The 14042-nt window shown below is 52.1% G+C and carries 11 protein-coding genes and 2 pseudogenes; 11 read left to right on the top strand and 2 right to left on the bottom strand.

Annotation, left to right across the window (positions count from 1 at the left end):
* A pseudogene (locus C5L13_RS29065) lies at positions 1 to 118 on the top strand (IS630 family transposase); the annotation flags it as partial.
* Between the two features lie 229 nt (positions 119 to 347).
* Here C5L13_RS29065 and C5L13_RS24270 read toward each other — a convergent pair.
* Positions 348 to 1144: pseudogene (locus C5L13_RS24270) on the bottom strand (IS5 family transposase).
* A gap of 618 nt (positions 1145 to 1762) precedes the next feature.
* On the opposite strand from C5L13_RS24270, the gene C5L13_RS24260 reads away from it, so the two are divergent.
* Positions 1763 to 2491 (top strand): class I SAM-dependent methyltransferase, encoded by a 729-nt coding sequence (locus C5L13_RS24260; RefSeq protein ID WP_105385830.1) that lies wholly within the window; start codon positions 1763 to 1765, stop codon positions 2489 to 2491.
* Between the two features lie 399 nt (positions 2492 to 2890).
* Here the strand turns inward: C5L13_RS24260 and C5L13_RS24255 are convergent, their stop codons facing one another.
* The gene (locus tag C5L13_RS24255; RefSeq protein WP_105385829.1) at positions 2891 to 3217 is read right to left on the bottom strand and encodes a hypothetical protein; all 327 of its coding nucleotides are present in this window, start codon (positions 3215 to 3217) and stop codon (positions 2891 to 2893) included.
* 363 nt (positions 3218 to 3580) lie between these two features.
* Here C5L13_RS24255 and C5L13_RS24250 point away from each other — a divergent pair, with 363 nt between their 5' ends.
* The 9 genes from C5L13_RS24250 to C5L13_RS28845 all read left to right on the top strand — a co-directional run bounded on the left by C5L13_RS24250 (position 3581) and on the right by C5L13_RS28845 (position 13900).
* The gene (locus tag C5L13_RS24250) at positions 3581 to 4519 is read left to right on the top strand and encodes a hypothetical protein (RefSeq protein ID WP_105385828.1); all 939 of its coding nucleotides are present in this window, start codon (positions 3581 to 3583) and stop codon (positions 4517 to 4519) included.
* 572 nt (positions 4520 to 5091) lie between these two features.
* Positions 5092 to 5988 (top strand): hypothetical protein, encoded by an 897-nt coding sequence (locus C5L13_RS24245; RefSeq protein WP_158693519.1) that lies wholly within the window; start codon positions 5092 to 5094, stop codon positions 5986 to 5988.
* Positions 5989 to 5994: 6 nt separating this feature from the next.
* Positions 5995 to 7671: an alpha-2,3-sialyltransferase gene (locus tag C5L13_RS24240; protein ID WP_105385826.1), complete on the top strand. Its 1677-nt coding sequence runs from the start codon at positions 5995 to 5997 to the stop codon at positions 7669 to 7671.
* 351 nt (positions 7672 to 8022) lie between these two features.
* Positions 8023 to 9195 carry an AGE family epimerase/isomerase gene (locus C5L13_RS24235; protein ID WP_280952653.1) on the top strand — a complete coding sequence of 391 codons (1173 nt, stop codon included), beginning with the start codon at positions 8023 to 8025 and terminating at the stop codon, positions 9193 to 9195.
* 104 nt (positions 9196 to 9299) lie between these two features.
* On the top strand, positions 9300 to 10238 hold the full coding sequence (locus tag C5L13_RS24230; RefSeq protein WP_105385825.1) for an N-acetylneuraminate synthase family protein: 939 nt from the start codon (positions 9300 to 9302) through the stop codon (positions 10236 to 10238).
* The gene (locus C5L13_RS24225) at positions 10210 to 11418 is read left to right on the top strand and encodes an acylneuraminate cytidylyltransferase (protein ID WP_105385824.1); all 1209 of its coding nucleotides are present in this window, start codon (positions 10210 to 10212) and stop codon (positions 11416 to 11418) included. Before C5L13_RS24230 ends, C5L13_RS24225 begins: the two co-directional genes overlap by 29 nt.
* Before the next feature lie 2 nt (positions 11419 to 11420).
* The gene (locus C5L13_RS24220) at positions 11421 to 12650 is read left to right on the top strand and encodes a DUF6716 putative glycosyltransferase (RefSeq protein WP_105385823.1); all 1230 of its coding nucleotides are present in this window, start codon (positions 11421 to 11423) and stop codon (positions 12648 to 12650) included.
* A gap of 406 nt (positions 12651 to 13056) precedes the next feature.
* Entirely contained in the window at positions 13057 to 13182 is a 126-nt protein-coding gene (locus C5L13_RS29500) for a hypothetical protein (protein WP_280952652.1), read from the top strand.
* A gap of 553 nt (positions 13183 to 13735) precedes the next feature.
* Positions 13736 to 13900: a hypothetical protein gene (locus C5L13_RS28845; RefSeq protein WP_158693518.1), complete on the top strand. Its 165-nt coding sequence runs from the start codon at positions 13736 to 13738 to the stop codon at positions 13898 to 13900.
* Positions 13901 to 14042 lie beyond the last annotated feature (142 nt).

Raw genomic sequence — 14042 nt, 5'->3', positions numbered from 1 at the left:
CCAAAAGCGAACGATCGAGGACACGTGGCGACACATCGGCTCTCTCGTCACAACAATCCAACCCGGCGAATGCAGTAACTACTTCGTAAACGCCGGATACGCTTCCGTCAAAACATGAACCGCTCTAGCGCGACCGAGGCGATAGTGCTGGACGAAAAAAGAGGGCGTGCTCCATGTTTCAACTATCGGAGCTTTATCGTGGCATATGATTGAAACCCGTGAGCTTACCCAGCAACGCACTTCAACCCATCTAGCCGATCTGGCCAGGAAATACGAGCGAGCATCGTTTCCATCAGGCGACAGGTATGACCGGAGAACAGGAACGAAGGTAAAGGACGACAGGGATATCAACGGACGACCAAAGTGCACATACACGGCCTAGGTTCGGACTCATAATTTCTCGCCCAGAGCCTTGCAGCGACGAGGGCGATGGCTGCCAGGAAATTCCTGGCGAGTTTGTCGAAGCGCGTTGCGATGCGCCTGTAGTGTTTGATCTTGCAAAAGAAGCGCTCGATAAAATTGCGATGCCGGTAGATGCCGGGTTCTACCGTTCTTTGAACTTGCATCCCCTTTGGGTCGGAATATGAGCGCGACCTCCCTGGGCCTCGACGATATCGACCAGATACCACCAGTCGTAACCCTTGTCGGCAACGACATCACATCCGTGCGGCAGGTTCCGTAACAGGGCCGGCGCCGCAGCTTTATCCGAGGCTTCGCCGCGTGTCAGAAGAAGCTTCATCGGCAAGCCACGCTCGTCCACCACGGCATGGATCTTGGTGTTCAGTCCTCCACGAGAACGGCCGATGGCGTGATCCGCACCCCCTTTTTTACCGCCTGCGGCATGCTGGTGAGCGCGGATGATGGAAGAATCGATCAGTTGCAGCGATTGTGGAGACTGCGCCGCCAGGGACTCGAAAACCCGGAGCCAGACGCCGGCCTTGGCCCAGCGATTGAACCGGTTGTACACGGTTGTGTAAGGTCCGTAGCGCTCTAGCAGGTCGCGTCACGGCGAGCCCTTACGCAGCACATAGAAGATACCATTCAAGACCCGTCGATCATCGGTGCGGGCTACGCCGCGCGGCTTATCAGGAAGCAGCACCCGGATGAGGTCCCATTCCCGGTCGCTGAGATCAAATCGTGCCATCTCTAATCCTCCCTGCAAAAAGAGGACTGAATCATAAACCTCAAAATCCGGGAATCATCTTTATGGGTACAGAACCTAGGCTAATATTGCGATTAATGAACTATTTGCCAGAAGATGAAGCATGCTGAAATGCGCTTATCTCATGCATCTAACCGTCTAGTAAGTGCTTCGCCTTCAATGCTGCGACACAAAGCGCCATTGCAGGGGTAACCGCTTCGCATTTCTCCCCGCCGCCAATTACGGCCCTTCCCCTACCATCACAATAACCGCAAGCCCAGGTACGCATTGGCACGATGGTTTCTGCGAGTTCCATCGCCGCGTTTAGAGACGTTGTATAGTGCGGAACGATGCCAGCCCGTCCATTGGGCGCCAGCCAAGTCACTTTCTTTAACGGCTCCGGCAGCCCTTCCCTCACGATGTATTTTACGTCTCTTCGCCATCCAAACAAGCTCGCGATATATCCATCTAGCATTCGCTCTGTCGTTTTCGCCGCCTCCAGATCTGCAATTACCTCAGAGATGTCCATTTAAAACCCTAGCAATATATGTGTCCTCGCTATACCTATCGGATTGTAGCGAGAAAGCAAAATTATGACAGGTAGCCTAAGGGAGCGAAAAGTTGTCCGAAACATCAACTGTTTACGAAGCTATCAGAAGCGTCTGGAACGACAAGGATGACGAGGCTTATCGGCAGGATCAATCTCACTATCGCGGTGTAGGTCGCTGGGCGGACGATGTTCTTTGGCAAGGCATCGGTCAATCGTCGCTGGAAAAGGTGCGTTTTCTCTTCCGGTTGGCAGGCAGATCCCCGACGACACTACAAGACCTAGTCGCACTCGAATGGGGGCCAGGCGGCGGAGCAAATGCTTTCGGTCTCCAATCCATCTCACAAAAGTACTATGGCGTCGACATATCAGAAAAAAACCTCGCCGAATGCAAGAGGCTAATGACCGCAGAGGGTCGGCCAGATTATATCACTCCCGTTCTTTTGGATGGCCCACCGTCTTCAGTAAAGGACAGCATTTCTGACTCAATTGACCTATTTCTAAGCACCGCGGTCTTCCAGCACTTTCCGAGCAAGGAATATGGTTTGGAAGTTCTCAATGCAATCCGATCCGTTTGCAAGACCGGCGCTCTTGGCTTTATCCAGATCCGATTCGATAACGGAAATGAGAAATATCGAGGGATCAAAGATCTCGCCGATTATGAGCTCCAACATATTACAGCAACGTCATACAGGCTTGACCAATTTTGGGACGCTATTGGGAACGCGAGTTTCCGACCTCTTTCGATCAATGCGCTCAGAACGACCAATAACTATGCGACATATTTTATGACGGCCGTTTAGGCCGTTTCCCTCAGCGAATAGGGATTCTCCTCCTCAAGGGATAAATTTCTCTCACTTCACACCATTGAAGAGCTCCGTGAGCACCCCTCGGAGCCCGATCACGTCACGAAAGATCGCTCATATTGCCGGTGCCGGCACTTCGTAAGCGGTCTTACCTCATTGTAAGCGGTCTTACCTCATTGGGCAGGTAGAAAGCCTCTACTAGTCCAGCTACACGAGCGCTCGTGCCGGCTTCGCGTCTCTGATGTCATTCGTGCGAGGGTTCCAAGCTAAGTGATGTTTGTTTGGTTCGCCCCATCTCTCGAAATGGTAAACTTATGTCCAGCCGGCGATGGCTCTGCATTCCCGTCCAGCATTCTGTCTGCCTCTTTGGCCGACTCAAGCCTTTGAACTATGATTTCAACCTTCAAGCTTTTGGCCGTTCCGTCGCAACATCGCCTTGAGGGAAACGATGCAAAGCGCGATAGCTACGTTCGGCCCTTCCGTGTAAGCTTCATCCTCTACCAAACCGGATCCTTTCCCATCAGCGAAACCGACGCCCCATCGGTCGGAAGGTGCAACTTCATTCATCAGTGCGATCGCGTCATCGATAGAATTAGTGAATGCCGGAGCGGTGACATATTCGTGCTTTTTCGACCATTCAAGGGCCGCAGCAAGCTCCTCATCCAGTTGCCTCTCAGGACCCTGAAGCCGCTCCAGCCGCCAAATCAAATCGAGAAAAGCCATTATGCACTCCGAACTTGAGATTGGGCCTATAAATATGACAGCGGCGCACTTCAGACAACCTGTCGGGATGCTGCTTTTAGGGCAGCATGAATGGGAATGAAATCGGATAAGACCTGCCACCGACCCTAGAAGGATACCACCGCTCCCAGAAACACGTTCTGATGCGGGCGATCTGTACCAACTCTCCTCCGGAGCAAACGTAGCAAGCCCAGAGTTCGCTCGAACCACGGTCCCCGCAGCAAGTTGCCGTCTCATGGGGGAATCGATTAGGCCTCGTCCAGCGACTATGGCTTGAAAAGATCGTCGTGTATCCGGGGGCGAGCGCCGGTTATATGCTCACACCAAACTAAACCGGCAAAGTTGATGATCGAAGATACCGAACAACACACAAATGTATTACCGAACAAAGGGGCGGCATACTTCTCGGTAATTATGTCCCGAGGCAAGATACATCTATATTTCCGCCGCAGGCGTGACTATTCGAACACGATGCACATGGTGAGTGACGACGGCCTGAACTTCAGCGTATGCGATCCGATTCTAAGCAAGAGCTACGCCTGCCACAACTTCTCGGCCTATGTTGGCGCCGACAACGCGATTGAAGCGATCGGCGGACAGATTGGTCCCTTAAACATGCCTCACAACGACGGCCTGTACCAATTCGCCAGCGAAGATGGTTATACCTTTCGTGAAATGGGTAAACTCATCGCGTCTGACCATCCCAAATACATCAATGGAATGTCGTGGGGGCTGGACGCCGAGCTTGATGGGCACCACTGTTGTTTATACGATCAGACGAGACGAAGGCATGTGCTCTTCATTAGAGCCAACACCGGCCGAGGTCAGCGCGCAATCCAGACTACTTACCGCGAAGCGCCATTCGGATATGGCGAGTTCTCCCTGATCAGGATAGGCCGGCAGATCCAAGATTCCTATTATACCGCAAACTTCTTCAAGGTGGGCTTACTTGTCTTCGGCCTCGTACCATTCGTTATCGACAACTTTTGTTCACTGAGGATCATCGCTTCCTATAACTACCATGACTGGTGGATTTGCGGCGACCTGTTTAAGACCAAGCCTTGGTACAACGAAGAAAACAAGCCAAAAAACCGGGATCATCCTGTCCAGGGAGTAATTGACAGGGGTAGCTTTGTAGAATTCTATGTTCATCACAACTATCTGGGGTACGACGAAAGTGCCCCAGTATCAATCAAACGATATCGAATCGCCAAACAACGCCTTTACTATTCGGCCTTATTGGGCGGTCGTGACGCCGTGCTGCAAAGGTTCCGCGGTCGGTGAGAAACCCCTCCCCTCACTCGCGGAGCTATCCTCGAATAGGACAAAAAACTACATCACATCGACGTCGCTAGGAGAAAATGGTCCGCTAGAGCCGGGTTGATGGCGCTTGGGACCATCACTTCTCAGCAAGTATGAAGCGCGACGCGGATGGGAGCGTCACGGCATACACGACCGGTCGATCACCCCAGCAGGAGACGGTTTGCCCTTGGCGTCTCGATCGTGCCGGCGCTTGCTCCACATCCCAGCAGCGAGCTCGTTAATGGTCGAGGCAAATACGTGATTGGTGCGTACGCTCTGAACTGGCAGATCACTCGCCTCACCTCTTTTTCACCCGCCGCGCGACGAGCAGGAAGCATATTGATCGAATGCGGGTGGAGAACAGGGGCACTCCAAGTCTTTCAATCAATTCGTTGATGCCTGCGAAGTCTCGCTGGGTTACAGATCCCAAACGTCGGACAATGGCTGAATGAGCTGAACCTGTGATAAAAAAATACCACTTCAGAATGTACCTGATAACTTGCGTCACGCGCCTCACTATGCGTTTATCCCCGCCAAACAAACAAGGTGGGCGCATGTATCCGTCAGATAGAACCCTTCATCGCTTCATTCGAATGGCCCCTCAGGCAACAAGCGTCGTCGCAGCAATACGCAAATTCCACCCGTATTCGATGCTCAGCGACGAGGAGGTCTTCTTTCTAAATGCCCTTTGCTCCACTCTGTCGGAACCGGCTCGTGTTGCGGAACTGGGATGCTACGTCGGTGGGACAACATGTATCTTCGGTGAGGCGACACCCGCAGGCTCTGTTGTGGAGGTATATGATCTGTTCCTTCATAACGGGGCATCGCGGCAACGGCTGAGGGATGACCCGTTGTTTCAGCCGGAGTCGTTCTTCGGCATCTGGGAGAGAAATACGGCACCTTACAAGGATAAAGTATCTCTAAATCGAGGAGACCTTCTGGAAACCTGCAAAGCGAACATCGAGCCGCTTGACATCGCCTACGTCGACATTGTTAAGCATCCTTCTCTTATAAACGCCATGATGCATTTCTACAGCCGGGTAAAACTAGGCGGTCTGGTGTTGCACCAGGACTACTTCCACTGGCAGAGTCCGTGGTTGGTGTACCAAATGGAGTATTTGCGAGACTACTTCGATCTGATCGGCGACGTCGGCCATAACATGGCGGTGTATCGAAAATCACGGTCACTCGATGCTGTTAAATCGGTGGACTTCCTCACGCTTCCTGTGGACGAGATATTTGAACTCTTCGACAGGGCCATTGATCGCTACAAGGCTTCCAAAGCGGGAATGCTAAAAGTCTCGAAGCTGCGGTTGGCTTTGGAGATCGCCCCCGAGCGTCAACAACAGATTACGTCTGACATCGAAACAAATCACTCGGATAGTCCTAGGGTTGTTCGCTATCTGCGAGCACTCCAGGCATCTCAGAAAGACCTCAAAGTGATGTGGTAACCGATAATGGCTTCCTTTCCCAAGAACTACACTTCTCTTCCTTCGCAAATCGAGACGGTATTTGAGCTGTTCAAGGACCGATTAGACAAACCCTGTTATATCGCAGGAAACGGTCCCTCGGTGAATGAAGTGTCGCTGAGCGATGATGAGATTGCTGACGGTACTGTTTTCCGCGCGAACTGGTTTTTCCTGGAGGAGGAGAAACGCTTCGGAGATCGCGTCGACGGGTTCTTCTGGTCAGTCGAGAACAAGGGCCTCCGCAACGCAATTCAAGAAATCCAAGCTCGGGATCAATATACCATCAAAGCCTTCTTTCAGCCGTTTTTGCCATCCGACGCCAAAGATCGGGTCGTTAATGGGACAGCTGCTGCGATGTTGCCGAACTATGACCATTGGGCAGTCATCGCCACCAATCCCACGCTGGCTCGGTTCTTGATGGGGCGCCCCCTGCCAACCCAAGGCATGCAGATGATTGCTTTCGCGGCAATCCTGGGCTTCAACAAAATTTATTTGGCTGGCATCGATCTGTACGAGCAAGCAGCTTCACGTTACGCTTGGAACGTCCCGGAAGATTCCCGGAAACATCTGCAAGAGAAAGACTACAAAGGCGGCTACGAAAGCAACCACGATCTCGAAGTCGATCTGATGTTCCTTCGGGCCGTCCGCGAGCAATACAAATTCGAACTGATCGGGCTTTCGCAGATGAATGTTATGGCTCCGTACCTTGATGGATCGGAGCGTCGGTTTACTACTAGACAGACACCTGCGACTAAGGGCGGCAACATCTACGTTACGCTTGCTGACGGTCGATACTCCATTGGAGCGATGGCTTTGGCTCGCTCTTTGGCCAAAGTCTCTGATGTCCCTCTCCTCGTCCTGCATTCTGATCCCTACACCCCTCGTGCGCTTGCTCACTTGCCAAATGTCCAGACGCGATATGTAGAGAAGCTAGCCAATCCTCATAACCCCTCACAGACCCGCTTTCTCGACACGTTCACAAAGCTGCGCGTCTTTGATCTGCTCGAATACGATCGAATCACCTTTATTGATGCCGACTGCATCATTTTGAAGAATATCGACGATCTGTTCCAATATGAAGAAATGTTGGCAGCACCGGATTGGGGTATCGAGATTACCTCAGATTTCAACTCCGGCCTATTCTCCTTTACCCCATCCGCCGACCTGCAGAACCGCGTCTTCCGCTCTCTCCTATCGCATGAGAGCTCCGATGGCGGTGACCAAGGTTTTCTGAACTCCGTCTTTGGTCAAGAGATGAAGCGCCTTCCTCCTGAGTACAACATGCTCAAGCGGCTTGTCGTCCACCATCCAAATCTGGTGAACATGGCGGATGTTAAGGTGATCCATTTTGTCGGCGACAAACCTTGGGATGTCCACGTGAAGAAAGCAGAGTTCACACAGCTCGAAAGCCTCTGGTCTACTTTCCTTGAGGTAAAAGACTGGCAGCACGAATTCTGGATGAATAAGACTTTTGTCTCTCGCCGATGGCAGAAGCAGGGAACAAGGTTGGAAAAGCCGCAGCCTACCCCCGCTGACGGTTTCCAAAAGAGGCTAAACTCCTATGGGTCGGTGAAACGGCATGTTGTGAGGCTCGGTGACAGGATGCTACCTCCATCAATCGCAAAGCCGATTGATAGATTTCTCAAGAAGGCAGGCATCCTCTGAAAATCAAATCGCGCGTCTTGCTCGTTCCCGAGATCCTACCCCACTTCCAATGGGGCTGGCGATCACAGCGTATTGAAATGCCTGGAGGTAGCCGACACTTCAGCGTCTTAAAGTGGCCGGACGTGACGTTGTCAACGATTCGCTTTCTCAGTTGCTAGTTATACTGAAATGGCAGAGCGCTAGCTAACGGGGGCAATGAGTGGCGGTGGGGGCGATGCACTCCTAGGGAGGGGGAATCTCTTTCGTGCAAGAGCCACGCGACGCTAATAGATCAACCTACCTAAGTAATCTTAATGTAGAACCCGGCTGAATATTGTTAATGTTGAGTAAATTACAACTGCGGATCCTGACATGAATCCTATGGTCAATTTAGCAGAACAGGAAACCTATTTTACGGACTGGCTACACAACTCTGCGCTCCCGCTTTGGTGGGAAAGCGGAGCAGATGGTCTGACCGGGGGGTTCGAAGAGCTTCTCGACCTCGACGGAAAGCCGTATCCAGCAAATCGGCGTTTCCGAGTGCAACCGCGGCAGGTTTACAGCTTTGTTGCCGCCGGAAACTCGGGTTGGCCTGGGAACTGGCGGGCAGCTGCGGCTCATGGGCTCCAGTATTTTGAAAGTTGCTTTCGTACCTCTGAGGGTTACTTTGCCTCGTTGATGTCCGCGAGTGGGGAAATTTTGGACCCAGCATTCGATCCTTACAATCAGGCATTTGCGCTGCTGGCTTATGCTATCATGGCATCAGCACAGCCTGAAACGGCAAACAATTTTGAGGCGAAGGCGCTCGATCTGCTGGTGGCTATGAGCCCTTATCGCCATCCTCTCGGCGGGTATGAGGAAGGGTACCCGCGGAAGCTACCTCTCTGCTCAAATCCTCATATGCATCTACTGGAGGCAGCTCTAGAATGGGAACTCGCGACGACATCGAAGAACCCCGTTTGGACGGCCATGGCGGACGAGTTGATTCAGATTGCCACCACCCGGTTCCTGGATCCAAGGACAGGCGCTATACGGGAATTTTTCGATGGTCAGTGGGATCCATTCCCCGGCCTCCGTGGTAGAATTATCGAGCCAGGGCATCAGTTCGAGTGGGCCTGGCTTATGACACGATGGGGGCAGTCGAGGCGGAACACCGAAGCGCTGGCGATCGCTCGGCGGCTGTTCGAGCTAGGCGTAACTCACGGAATCTGCCCACACCGAAATGCTGCGGTAATGCAATTAACGGACGATTTTGCGGTGCTCGACGATACCTGCAGGCTCTGGGCACAAACCGAATGGCTTAAAGCAGCACTAGCACTTGCTTCTACATGCTCGGGTTCAGAAAGGACGCGCTTTCTTGAGGAAGCCGTTCGCGCCGCAAACGCATTAAGAAGATTTATAGACGAGGTACCTCGAAAAGGGCTGTGGCGCGATAGACTCATGTCCGACGGGGCGTGGCAAAAAGAACCCGCTCCCGCCAGCACGCTTTATCATCTCGTGTCAGGGATACTCGAACTGAAAAAGGCCTTAAGGGGCTTGCATTAGCCACAAACTGCCGGCATTTGAAGTGCTGGATGGGCAGCGGTGATAGCCTGACTAGAAACAGTGATGGCGCGCGCTGCCATATTAAAAATTAGAGGAACTGCGGAATGACCGTTTCTAACGAGATTAAGGTAATAGCAGAGATCGGCTGCAACCACATGGGCGACATGGATATCGCCAAAGAGTTAATCCGAGTAGCGTCCAAAGTCTGTGGGGCACATGTTGCTAAGTTCCAGAAGCGAAATAACAAGGAACTTCTTACGCCAGAGGAATACGAAAAACCTCATCCTGTTCCCGCAAATTCTTACGGCTCCACTTATGGTGAACATCGTGAATTCTTAGAGTTTTCGGTCGGCCAGCATAAAGAGTTACAACAAGAATGCCGGATGATGGAAATCGACTATTCCACTTCTGTCTGGGATCTCACTTCGGCACAGGAAATCACCACTCTTAAGCCGAACCTTATCAAGTTGCCATCGGCGACAAACCAGCACTACGTATTGCAGGAATTCCTTTGCAAGAACTTTGACGGAGAGATCCACGTCTCCACAGGCATGACGACGCACGAGGAGACTGACCGCCTTGTGGGTTTCTATGAAAAACACGGTCGTGCAAAGGACGTAGTTCTGTACGCCTGCACCTCCGGTTATCCCGTTGCGTTCAAGGACATCTGCATTCTCGAAATCAATCGCCTTCAGGAGCGTTATGGAGACCGAGTGAAATCTATCGGCTTCTCTGGCCACCACTTGGGCATCGCAGCCGATGTCGCGGCGATGACGGCAGGCATTATTGGCCGCAATATTTTCGGTAAGGGCGACTTCGAGTACGTCGAGCGCCATTTCACTCTTGATCGCACCTGGAAGGGAACCGATCACGCAGCCAGCCTTGAGCCCGATGGGATGCGACGCCTCTGCCGTGACCTGAAAAACGTTCGGCATGCTGTTGCGTACAAAGAAAAAGAAATGCTGGATGTCGAGCTTGTTCAGCGGGACAAGCTGAAATGGCGCGAAGACAAGCATGGCGGCCAGATTCGCCAAGCATCTTGACATGAGAGTCGTAGCTATCATTCCAGCGCGGGGAGGCTCTATCGGCCTCCCCGGTAAGAACATAAAGCCTCTGAATGGAGTTCCCCTGCTTGGCAGAACGGTGTTGGCCGCAAAAAATGCGAAAAGCGTCTCAGAGGTCTACGTTTCCTCCGATTCGCTTGAGATATTGGCCGTAGGCAAAAATTATGGTGCCATTCCCATCTTGAGGCCTGAGGAACTGTCCGGGTCGACCGCGAGCTCGGAGTCCGCCCTGCTACACGCGCTGGATTTTGCCGGAGGGAAAAATATTGAACCGCCGGAAATAGTTGTATTTCTTCAGTGCACCTCTCCCTTCGTGTCAAGCGGTCAAATTGACAAAGTAGTTTCACAGCTCCTAGATGAAGATGCGTCAAGCGCTTTCGCTGCGGTAGAAGATCACGGCTTCATCTGGTCGATTGGCGACGACGGCCTTGCCGAAGGTGTAACGCACGATCACACGAAACCTCGGCAGCGCCGCCAGGACATGAAGCCACGGTACCGCGAAACCGGCGCCATATACGCTATGAAAGTGCTCAACTTTCTTGAGGATAAAAACCGGTTCTGTGGGAAGACAATTCTGGTACCCTGCGAGATGCATCCTTTAGAAATCGACTCTCCGCAAGATTGGGCAGTCGCCGAAGCTCTTGTCTCAATCTTCGATCCGATCAAGATCGCCCAGAAAAAACCAGCGAAGAAGCTTAAGGCTCTCGTGACAGATTTCGACGGCGTGCACACTGATGATCTGGTTATCGTAAACCAGGATGGTTCCGAATCTGTCAGATGCAGCCGGAGCGACGGCATGGGGCTGGAAATCCTTCGCAAGGCAGGGTTGAAACTGTTGATCCTGTCTAGAGAAGAAAATCCGGTGGTTCGAACTAGGGCGAACAAATTGCGTATGGACGTGCAGCACCACGTTTTGGACAAAATGAGCGGGATGACAACGTGGCGTCTTGAAAATAATCTGGAGTGGGATGAGATCGCCTATATAGGCAACGACATCAACGATTTGGAATGTATGGAAAAGTGCGGGCTCAGCTTTGCCCCGTCTGATGCGCATCACGATATATGCAAGATCGCCGATATCGTCCTGACTAGGCCAGGCGGGAAAGGTGCTCTTAGAGAATTGAGTGAATATCTCATCTCGAACAAGCTGCTTGGCTAACCATGCGTTGCCTTGCTTTAGCGTCGTATGATTCCTTTCTCAACGTTGCCAGGCTTATAGCACAGCATTTCCAAGAAGCGGGATGCTCGGTTGATTACGCGCTAGTTAGGGCGCGCAAAAGCGCGCAGATCACCGATCAACAAGTTCAAGCGTTGGCATACAGTGAGGAAGTGAAATGGATCTCACTTGACGCTCCCGATGATCGAGAGTTGCTTGCCGGCTATGATATCATCCTTTCCTGCTTGGAAGGTCTATCTACCCGCCGACTGATGCATTACGCTCAGTTGTTCAACCGACGCCCATTGATCATATCTGCTTATCCGGGGTTAGTTCTCAGATATGCAAATGACGGCTTCTCGATGCGAACTGGGTGCGACCTTCTCTGGTTGAATTCGAAGGTCGACCTCGAAGCGTACACGGAAATGTGCGCAGCCTTCGCACTACCCTTCGATAACGCTCGTGTTTTCGGAATTGCGTCGCTCCTAAAGAAGCCCAAGCGCAGTCTTTCAGCCGATTCCGGTCCAATAGTTTTTTTTGAGCAGGCAGTTATTCCTAGGTATAAGGAGGAGAGGGTATTTTTATGTGAGCAACTTATCGGTCTTGCGCAAAGATTTCCGCAATACCAATTTCTCTTGAAACCTCGCACAATGGGCCGTGAAGCGACACTCCACAAATCTTGGAGCCCAATAGTCCCGCTGCTGAATGAGGCAACTCGTCATCTAGGCAAGCTCCCCGCAAATTTGGAGATTTCGGCGAGGAGCGCGTCGGACCTGCTGGAGGTGGCATCCCATTGCCTAACTGTAAGCTCGACCGTAGCGGCGGAAGCCGTCAACGCCGGAGTTCCTACCGCCATTGTCGCTGATTTTGGCGCTCATGAAGACTACGGTCTACATTACTTTTTCAAGTCCGGTCTGATCACATCATTCCGCGACTTGGCCTTTCCTTTCCAAAAACAACCTGATCCGGACTGGGTTCAGGACTATCTTACAGATCCCATCAATACGGTGCACGATCTCGTTTTGGAGGCGGTCGAGATGGTGAGCGGTCGAAGGCGGACACTTACTTCCCAGCTCCTGAAGGCTGAGATGTCGCCGAGCCTCCGTGACCATCTTTATGCGTCCAACGGCGTGGAAAGTACACTTTCGCGGCAGCATCAATCCCGGCCTTCAAATGCTACGCAATTGTGGCGCAAGCTGCTTCGTGGGTATAGGGCCCGCCGAACGCGGAACTAAGAATCGGACAAGTCGAGGACTCTTGACTGTTAACTGGGGTTGAAGGCCAGAGTATCATAGCCTCGAACCTACGCGCCTTCAGCTGACACCTAGGGAATATACGTGCCAGCTACTGCGAGATTGATGATAAGCCAGACTTATTCATCGACCCAAGATGCCTAATACGCCTTCTCCACTGTGACGGTCACTAAACCCGTATCGGCGTCTTTCGGGAATGGCTTTTTTGTCAGTTCTCATGGGCCCTACTTCCATCCGTTGCACGGATTGGTGCGAACTATAAGTGAAGTAGGAGTGTTGTCGATCCGTAGAGGCCCCCTCTAACGCTCGCTTTGTTTCACTCGAATCGGGCGAGTTGGATCCACATTGTTCCGCTCCAGATATCGAACTGCTCGGGCCTTGGAACTTCATGCCTGATGTTATCGGTTATCGCGCGCGCATTATCGGCACAGCCGAAGCGATTGCCTATGATCCCGGCGATGGCATTAGCGAGTGCGAGCAAATGCTTGGCCCACGCCCGCCGTTCAACAAATGAAACCACTTCGTCTCGGCGCCATCCGTCATCGCGCCAGGGCGAAATTTGCTCGGTCTGGAGTTCACTTCACATTCGATTCATCGACCACAGGACCCGCCCCAAAACGGCAAACCACAAGTCAAGAATTTTTATACATATTTTTATACAAATCGCGCTCATTCGCGTATTTTTAGAATAAAAGAAGATAAATTAAGGTAATTCTAAATAAACTATCTACCTGAATTACATTGAGTATTCGGATTTTTCTGAATTTTACTTTGAAAGTAATGATATCTTTTCCAATTTTTACATAAAAAATCTTCATGAAATTTTTTGATGTTTGCTTGATCCCCTTTTTTCCTATCATTACATTCTCGTATTGAAGCGACAATCACTCGCGTTTCGCTTCCGGGATCAGAATTGGAATTCTGACTCTGGGGCAAACGAGATGGTTGGGGTAGCGCGCAGCACTGCGAAGTGATTGCGGGTATTGCCCGGCTCGACCTGGGGCCAGACGGATGAGCCGTTCGGAACCAGAGACGACAGCAATGGCGGGAAAAGGAGCCCGTTTCAGATGAAGCCCGATCTTTTGATGCAGGAACAGGTGGATGTGTCGCGTCAAGCGTCGCGCCGCCGCGTATCCGTCGGCTTCACCTCTGACAGCCGAGGGATATCCAGCCCGCTGGTTTATGCCTGGCTTGGCTGGCAGCTATGGCAGCGGCGTCAGCGGCCGCAGTAGCGTCGACTTTCGTCAGCACGGCGTTCGATCGGCATCGCCTTCCACATCAGCAATTCACACTGAGATCTGATCGGTCCTCGGGCTTTTACAAGTCCCGAGCACCGCCCGCCGCGCCGCTCACTTTTAACCGTGAGCAGCGCCC

It is taken from the genome of Neorhizobium alkalisoli, from assembly GCF_002968635.1.
Taxonomy (GTDB): domain Bacteria; phylum Pseudomonadota; class Alphaproteobacteria; order Rhizobiales; family Rhizobiaceae; genus Neorhizobium; species Neorhizobium alkalisoli.
This window is presented reverse-complemented; position numbering and strand designations above follow the sequence as displayed.